Here is a 7214-nt window from a genome sequence, read left to right as displayed (position 1 = left end):
CTCACACCGCGCCATCTGGCGTATCCAAAACCGCCGAGGCTCTAATCGCCGCCGGATGAAAGTTCAGTGGCAGGTCAAGTCGGCAACATTTCTCTCGTCGGCTGCATGTCGCAGCCTCAGCTATGTCGGGTTACAAAAATATCTTCGTTTCGTATGAAGGCATCCTAGAGGACGTGGAGCCCTGCGAAACGTTAGAGCGTCCAGCATACGGCGCTCGTCAGGAAACTTCGGTACCGATGGACTCAAACGCCCTAGAGGCAGTCTCTCGCTACCCCGAACTCCTGAAACACCAACATTATCCCGTCGACCACACGGCCAGAAAGATAGTCCAGATTCTTAACTCTCAACTGCGCGGGACTGGCCTGATCCGAGGTCGTGCGGGCCGAATCGATCGACAAGTGTTTCGTAAGGCACTGGATATCACTAAGTCTGCGCTAACTTCTTATTTGCAAATCTTTTCTGACTACGAGGACGCCGTTGGCATAAAGGAAGCCAAGGTTGAGCTTCTGATCCCCGCTATGCGAACATGGTTGCAGGACGTCATGTCTGTTGGAACTCTGCAGCTCTGGGATAACAAAGTGAGTCGAGTTCAGCTTTATGAAGCATTCGGTTTGCCAAAATCCAAGACGAACCTGATCCGCTATCCCAGACTTGGAGAGTTAGTCGAGGAGTACGATGCGAAGGTCGCTTCAATAGGTTATCAGCCGCGTGAAGTCTTGGCGAAGGTGGAAGAACTCAAAGCGCTACTGAGCGATCAGCCGCCGCTCGATAAGTCGGGTCGTTCTATCAATAAGGCCGAAATCAAGCGTTTGCTCGGCATCGCGCAGAATCAGATCAATGCTCCACCATACGCACCAATAATCGCGGATGCGCAAAAAAAACTGATCGAGGCCCTGGAGCGCGATCCGTTGATCGCTTTCGCTGGCGGCAGAATGTTTCAGTTCAAGTCTTTGGTGGACGACGGCTGGCCTGCCTCTTATGCGGCACGTGTTGCAAAATCCTTCGAGCGGACATACCGCGCTAAGAGTAAACACGTTGTCAAAACCCACCATGTGCTGCTTCTTGAGCTCCTGTCTTTCCTCGCATCCAACGGATCTCAGATTTGTCGCTCCGTTTTCCACGGACTCGGGAATGGCGTGCCAGTAGCGTCTCTTATCAGTGAGTTTACTAGGGCACTGCAGGAATACCGTGATCACCTCCGCGCTTCATATGATCACGACGTCACCTGCAATCACAAAATTACGTCGACCAACTCCATCCTGAGGGCGTTCAACGCGGACTCGGTTTTACCTAAGGCGCTCCTTCATTCTTGGTGTAGGGGCGATCGCCGTCTCTGGCTTTGCATCGACCGAACCGCCGCCCGTTGTAACCATCGCGGAACCGCCGCCTGCGCCCAAGCCGGTGGTGCCGCCCATGTATTATGCGATGCCGAATGAGCGGTTTCCGATCCCGGAAGTGGATATCAGCCAGCTACCAGCTCAGTTCTGGCGAACCGAGGTGGACTATCCGACGAACGAGAAGCCAGGCACCCTCGTGGTCGATACGCCCGGCAAATATCTCTACCACGTCAAGGCAGATGGGCGCGCGATGCGCTATGGCATCGGCGTTGGGCGTGATGGATTTGCCTGGGCTGGGGAGGCCATCATGGCTTACAGGCGGGAATGGCCGCGCTGGACGCCGCCGGACTCTATGGTCGCAAGAAATTCCGAACTGGAGCCCTACAGCATCGCCAATGGCGGCATGGATCCCGGGATCAAAAATCCCCTTGGCGCTCGCGCCCTCTACATCCATGAAAACGGAAAGGACACGCTCTATCGCATCCACGGTTCTCCAGAAGCCTTCAGCATCGGAAAGGCCGTCTCCTCTGGATGCATCCGGCTCATCAATCAGGACGTGATACACCTTCACGACGAGGTTCGTGATGGCAGCCGGATCGTCGTCATCCCCGATCCGACAATGAAGCATTTGCTCGTGGGTTGAACGTTAAGCAGACCCGCACTGGACTTCATGGGCGGGTCTGCTCAAATTCGAAGCCGTGAATGCCAGCGGTCGGCTCGCCTTGGAGGGGAAGACGTCATCCGACAAGTCACCGCAACCCAGCCATTGCGCTGGCACGGCAATGTCGGCTCTTGGCGGGATCGTGGAAAGTTCGTAGGATTGGCTGCTCATCCGCCCATTTCTGTCTTAGGTGGTTCGAGCATGTTTCTCGCCGGAGTTGCCTGACATCCCATCACCGTTCAATCCTCCTCAAATCGATGCGGCAACTGAATCACGATAGTCAAACGCCGACAACGCCGAGTTTTTCAACAGTGTCGGCGCACACGCGACGTAACGACGCCGCGAACGATGTCCGCTTTCAGGAAGCACGCGAGACGGCTTCTGCGGCCGAGATGCCGGCGCAAAGCAGCCGAGGAGCGAGGTCGCCTTTCGGCCGAATGCGCACATTCAACAGAAAGACCAGAAAGCGATATAATTTTCCATCTTGATCCAGTTGGAGTACCGGTGATGATCCCGATCGTCGCGGCTTTGCTCTTGGGAGGCCACGCGTCACTCAACCTTATCGCGGCATCCGCGTGCAGGTGACGAACGCCAAGGACGCACTCGACCGATTCTGGAAACTTGCCTGCACGAGGCGAGCGTTGATCGCTTGATTGTCATGGCAGTCGAACACGATTGGGAAGCCGTCGTGGAATCAGCCCTCATCTCCATTCACATGGCTACGGGTTTGGTTGGTGGACGAGGCAGAGCCGGGATTGCCGGCTGGCTCCATTGTCGGCACCACCAAAGCGACCTTGCGCGGCAAGCCCGTGCAGACCTGCACGATCATCTTCCCGGAAGTCGACGGCGACGCATTCGGTCGGTAGTTCATGCGGCGCACGGATGCGGAACGGCTCGCCGAGGACGGCGCAGACGGCGGCACGTCCTTCCAACTTTACATCGTCTTGACGTCGGCGCTAAAAAGATCGTGCAGCATTCACCCGGCGAAGTCCGGCCAGCCCACCGTCGTCGCCAGTTCGATCCTTCCGCAAAACTGAAGTGCGATCTTTAGCCGGTCCCAAACTGCAATATGGCGACTGTAACCAGGATCAGGCCGCACAAGGCCTCGATCGTTCTCGGGACCACAACGAAGAGCTGCGGCCACCTGCTGATCAAATTCGCCACCGCTGATCGAAAAAGCGTGGCCGTCAGGGCAACAGAGGCCAAGGTCATGGCGACACCTATCATCATGACCACGGCGAACATCAGCCCAGCTTCGGGCACACCTCGCACGGATGCGAAGGTCATGACGAAAAGGGTAAGCGGGCAGGGTATGAGACCAGCCACCATACCGAACGCTATGTCACTCTTGTCACTGTGACGATGCCCACCGCGACCGAGCGAACGACAGATCATCCAGACGCCAATCAGTCCGAGCAAGGCGCGACTGACGTTTTCAAGGATCGGGGACGAGCCAGGTCCCCCCGACCCGAACATGATAGTCACCAGCGGCAGCGACAGAAGCACGATGACGACCGACATCGAAACATGGGTGAACGATAGGACGACCGCCGTCATAAGCGCCCGCGTAAGCTTAGTTGACGAGCCGGTCAAATAGGTTGCGAGGATCGCCTTACTGTGTCCGGGGGTCAGGGCGTGAACGGCTCCGAAAACGATCCCCATCGGCAAGAACGCTATCAGCGTCGTCCAGCCGCTTCCTAGTGCGAACGCTTTGATGTGTTCAGCCAGCGCGGAATAGATATCCCGCTGGAAGTCGACGATCCAGAGCCACATGGTCATATCCGGGCCAACGTACCAGCCGTCACAACATAGCGACTGACCTTGGCGACGGAAACGAGGAGAATGAACATAGGTAAGGGTTCTCGCAGGATACCCGCCAGCACCGTGATCGGATCGCCGACGACGGGAAACCAGCTCCCGAGCAGGGACCACTTGCCGTAGCGCCGATACCAGTCCCGTGCACGCTCAAGCTTCCGTTCCGAAACCGGAAACCAGGGGCGGCCGCGAAAACGTTCGATCCAGCGGCCGAGACACCAGTTGACGATCGATCCGAGCACGTTTCCCAAACTGGCAATGGCAACCAGAGCTGACACGGGAAGATCACCTTTCAGCAAAAGCAGGACCAGGACAGCTTCAGATTGAGCCGGCAGAAGTGTCGCTGCGGCAAACGCCGAGGCAAACAGGCCCAGATAGGCCGCCAGTTCAGTGCTCACGCGGCCATTTCGGGTGAAACTCGTCAATTACGACCGCATGGGTATGACCGAAACCATTCTGGTCTGTGCCTTCCGTCAAATGCGGATGGTTGTCAGGAAAGTCGGCGTGAACATGGGGTTGTTTATCATCGCCGACGGCCGGCCACAGACGCCACGCGGCAAGGAAGCCTGCGGCGGCCACCACGGCGAGGATGGTCGCCGTGATTGGAAGGCCGACCTTCGCGCCAAGCCATCCCGCCAACGGGTAGGTGATCAACCAGGCCGCGTGCGACAGCGCAAAATGGGCAGCGAACAAGGCCGGACGGTCTTCCGCGTGGGCGGACCGACGCAGGAGTCGCCCTGACGGCGTCTGGGCGATCGAATAGCCGATACCTATCACGAACCATAGCGGGAGCAGGGCCGCGAAGCTTTCAATCGTCGACGCCCCGATGAGGCCGAGGATGAGTAGGCCCGTACCTGCTAGCATGACGGGGCGATCGGCCAGTTTGTCGAGGAGCCGCGGTAGCATAAGCGCGGCGAGCATCGATCCGGCACCGAATGACGCCAGAGCCAATGCTGTGTCCTCCTGCGACAGGTGAAGGACAGATTGCACCAGCACCACCGTGTTGACGATGACCATGGAGCCCGCCGCCGAGACCGCGAGGCAGATCGCCAACAGCCCACGGAGCCGCGGGGTCGCCAAATATATCCGCAGGCCACGTGTTGTGCGTTCAAATATGCTGCGCCGTATCGTGGCAGTCGGGCTGGGAAGGACAACCGACACGACGAGTGCGGCTGAAGCCAAAAATCCTACCACCGTGCCTCCGAACAGCGAGTGAAAGGAAATCACCGTCAACAGCAGTGCGGCCAGAGCCGGACTTACCAAGCTTTCCAGGTCGTAGGCGAGCCGGGAAAGAGATAACGCGCGGGTGTAGTCCTTTTCATCCGGCAGCACGTCCGGAATGGTCGCTTGGAATGTGGGCGTAAAAGCCGCGGACGATGACTGCAGGACGAAAATCAGCACATACACCTGCCACACCTCGGTGACGAACGGCAGGAACAGCGCGACGGTTGCCCGGACCAGATCGAGCGCGACCAGCAGGCGTCTTCGTGGGAGGACCTCCGCGAAGGCTCCCGCTACCGGCGCGACGGTGACGTATGCAATCATCTTGATGGCGAGTGCCGTGCCGAGGACGGCTCCTGCCTCGCTTCCCGCGATGTCATAGGCCAACAGTCCGAGGGCGACTGTCGCAAGACCCGTGCCAACAAGAGCGATCACCTGTGCGGCGAAAAGGTGACGGTACGTTCGGTTGCCGAGAACTTCGAGCACTACTGCTGTCCTGTTTCAATCGTCGGTGACGGTGGATTCCCTACCTGGGCGGCAAGGCCGACGGCAATGATCATCAGGCTGGAGACGTAGGGAGCGCGGCGGGCCAGAACGTTGAACCAACTCCAGCGCCTGGTCGCGTGCCTGACGCTCAGGGCAGCAAGCGCGCCAACGGTCACCAACGTAATGGCCAACCCTATCGAGAAGCAGAGGACCAGAACGAAGCCAAGCGTGATTTCCTTCAGTTGAAGGCAGAGGAGCAATGCCGTTATCGCGGCGGGACAAGGAATGAGACCGCCCGTCAGTCCGAACAATGCGATTTGCCAGGTGGTGACATTGCGGTTGGCGGATGTCGTTGGCGTGGGCGAGTTCGTGCGCGTGCTGGAACCCGTCTGTTCCCACCCCCCGGAGTTCTTCGTGGATATGGTCGTGCCGGTCTCCGTCGACAAACGCGAGATCGTAGTCATGGGTATGGTCGCCGTGTCCGAGGCTGAGGCGAGCCATGAACTCGTGGGGCTCCGGAATCTCCGATGTGGATTCGAGATAGCCGCCCTTGTCGACGAATGCGATGGTTTGAAGCGAACCGTCGAGACGTTCCGTACTGACCGTAACATCCGCTGCCTTCCATTCATGCCCGCGCTGCGTGCGCAGCCGCCATACCGGCGGTACGCCGTGTTCGCAGACCTCCAAGGAGACCGCGCCATGGCCGGTATCGATGCGCCGCACGTCGTTGTGTGAATGCGATGGCTGCGTGAATGGCGCTCGGGATGAACAGCCAAGCATGCGCCGCCCCCTGTTGGATCACCTCTGAAAACTCGGGCATCGGACTACCTCAGAGGTACTTCGTGATTGTCTTGAACTCGTCGATCGACTGGCGCTGTTCGCGTCCGAGCCCGCCGACTGAGTCTTCGATGCAGTGATCGAGGTGATCTTGGATCAGCGTGCGCTTGGCGTTCGTAATCGCTTTTTCGACCGCATGCAGTTGCTGTGCGATATCAAGACATGGGCGACCACCCTCGATCATGGCGATCACGCTTTTCAGGTGTCCTTCTGCCCGCTTGAGCCGCTTGACGATGTCTGGGTGAGTGTCGTGTCGATGTTCCGTCATTCGTAAATTCCTATCCCCCTGGAGGGGATATTACAACGCGGAATCTTGCCCGAATCTCGCCTTGTGGATATGAGGAGGATGATGCTTCGCATGAGACAGAGATTGTTAGACGCGCTGGTCGCCTTTGTGGCGGCACTGGCCGTATTGGTATTATCGTTCTCATCTCCGGGAAACCACGCCCCGTCGCAATAACCGCGTGCTCGAGCGGCACGAAGACGCTCACGCTCCCTGCGGACGGGTTCATCGTACCCACAAAGGCGATCGCAAGGAGTGGCAGATAGTCGTTGGCGGCCGACATGGCGACGCCCGACGCGACCATCCAGTCGGCGGCGACAAGTAGCAGGCTGCGGAGATCGAACGCACCCCTATCAGGCCAACGCCGATCGTCATCAGCGCGGAGCCGAACAGCGACGCCGTGGCGACGACCCCGACCTCCAGGGGGGAAACCTAGACCGAGCAGGTAGAAGGGCAACAGGATCGCGACGAAAGCGTCCGCGAAATCACGCAAGGCGCGGGCGGCGAAGACATAGGTGGTCGGCTTGAGCCCTATGGAGGTCACGCATTCGATCGCGTTCTGCCGTCATGCGGG

9 protein-coding genes and 1 pseudogene are annotated in these 7214 nt (G+C 58.7%); 4 read left to right on the top strand and 6 right to left on the bottom strand.

The window, feature by feature from the left end; genetic code table 11:
* Positions 1 to 236: 236 nt before the first annotated feature.
* From JNC62_RS14760 to JNC62_RS14750, 3 genes are all read left to right on the top strand, one after another.
* Entirely contained in the window at positions 237 to 1436 is a 1200-nt protein-coding gene (locus JNC62_RS14760; RefSeq protein WP_374839765.1) for a hypothetical protein, read from the top strand.
* Entirely contained in the window at positions 1414 to 1980 is a 567-nt protein-coding gene (locus tag JNC62_RS14755) for a L,D-transpeptidase (protein WP_445482866.1), read from the top strand. Before JNC62_RS14760 ends, JNC62_RS14755 begins: the two co-directional genes overlap by 23 nt.
* Before the next feature lie 752 nt (positions 1981 to 2732).
* Positions 2733 to 2864 (top strand): hypothetical protein, encoded by a 132-nt coding sequence (locus JNC62_RS14750; RefSeq protein ID WP_374839764.1) that lies wholly within the window; start codon positions 2733 to 2735, stop codon positions 2862 to 2864.
* Positions 2865 to 3045: 181 nt separating this feature from the next.
* Here the strand turns inward: JNC62_RS14750 and JNC62_RS14745 are convergent, their stop codons facing one another.
* The 4 genes from JNC62_RS14745 to JNC62_RS14730 are packed head-to-tail and all read right to left on the bottom strand — an operon-like array spanning position 3046 to position 5984.
* Entirely contained in the window at positions 3046 to 3771 is a 726-nt protein-coding gene (locus JNC62_RS14745) for a HoxN/HupN/NixA family nickel/cobalt transporter (protein ID WP_374839763.1), read from the bottom strand.
* A gap of 2 nt (positions 3772 to 3773) precedes the next feature.
* Positions 3774 to 4238: a YqaA family protein gene (locus tag JNC62_RS14740; RefSeq protein WP_374839762.1), complete on the bottom strand. Its 465-nt coding sequence runs from the start codon at positions 4236 to 4238 to the stop codon at positions 3774 to 3776.
* Complete coding sequence (locus tag JNC62_RS14735; RefSeq protein ID WP_374839761.1) at positions 4201 to 5520, bottom strand: MFS transporter; 1320 nt, start codon at positions 5518 to 5520, stop codon at positions 4201 to 4203. Before JNC62_RS14735 ends, JNC62_RS14740 begins: the two co-directional genes overlap by 38 nt.
* A complete protein-coding gene (locus JNC62_RS14730; RefSeq protein WP_374839760.1) occupies positions 5520 to 5984 on the bottom strand; it encodes a HoxN/HupN/NixA family nickel/cobalt transporter in 465 nt (154 codons plus the stop codon). The genes JNC62_RS14735 and JNC62_RS14730 overlap by 1 nt, the downstream gene beginning before the upstream one ends.
* On the opposite strand from JNC62_RS14730, the gene JNC62_RS14725 reads away from it, so the two are divergent.
* Positions 5878 to 6255: a hypothetical protein gene (locus tag JNC62_RS14725; RefSeq protein ID WP_374839776.1), complete on the top strand. Its 378-nt coding sequence runs from the start codon at positions 5878 to 5880 to the stop codon at positions 6253 to 6255. The two genes, JNC62_RS14730 and JNC62_RS14725, sit on opposite strands and share 107 nt — an antisense overlap.
* A gap of 94 nt (positions 6256 to 6349) precedes the next feature.
* On the opposite strand, the gene JNC62_RS14720 is transcribed toward JNC62_RS14725, so the two are convergent.
* A complete protein-coding gene (locus tag JNC62_RS14720; protein ID WP_374839759.1) occupies positions 6350 to 6625 on the bottom strand; it encodes a metal-sensing transcriptional repressor in 276 nt (91 codons plus the stop codon).
* 187 nt (positions 6626 to 6812) lie between these two features.
* Positions 6813 to 7193, bottom strand: a pseudogene (locus tag JNC62_RS14715) (MFS transporter); the annotation flags it as partial.
* Positions 7194 to 7214 lie beyond the last annotated feature (21 nt).

This window comes from Mycoplana ramosa (assembly GCF_041930185.1).
GTDB classification, from domain to species: domain Bacteria; phylum Pseudomonadota; class Alphaproteobacteria; order Rhizobiales; family Rhizobiaceae; genus Mycoplana; species Mycoplana ramosa.
Note: the sequence above shows the minus strand (reverse complement) of the source record. Positions and strands in the feature narration are given on the sequence as shown.

What these genes read in the sequence shown, in the direction of transcription:
- JNC62_RS14760 (WP_374839765.1), top strand. Translation starts at nt 237, where the DNA reads ATGGACTCAAACGCCCTAGAGGCAGTCTCTCGCTACCCCGAACTCCTG.
- JNC62_RS14755 (WP_445482866.1), top strand. Translation starts at nt 1,414, where the DNA reads ATGTATTATGCGATGCCGAATGAGCGGTTTCCGATCCCGGAAGTGGAT.
- JNC62_RS14745 (WP_374839763.1), bottom strand. Translation starts at nt 3,771, where the DNA reads ATGTGGCTCTGGATCGTCGACTTCCAGCGGGATATCTATTCCGCGCTG.
- JNC62_RS14730 (WP_374839760.1), bottom strand. Translation starts at nt 5,984, where the DNA reads ATGACTACGATCTCGCGTTTGTCGACGGAGACCGGCACGACCATATCC.
- JNC62_RS14720 (WP_374839759.1), bottom strand. Translation starts at nt 6,625, where the DNA reads ATGACGGAACATCGACACGACACTCACCCAGACATCGTCAAGCGGCTC.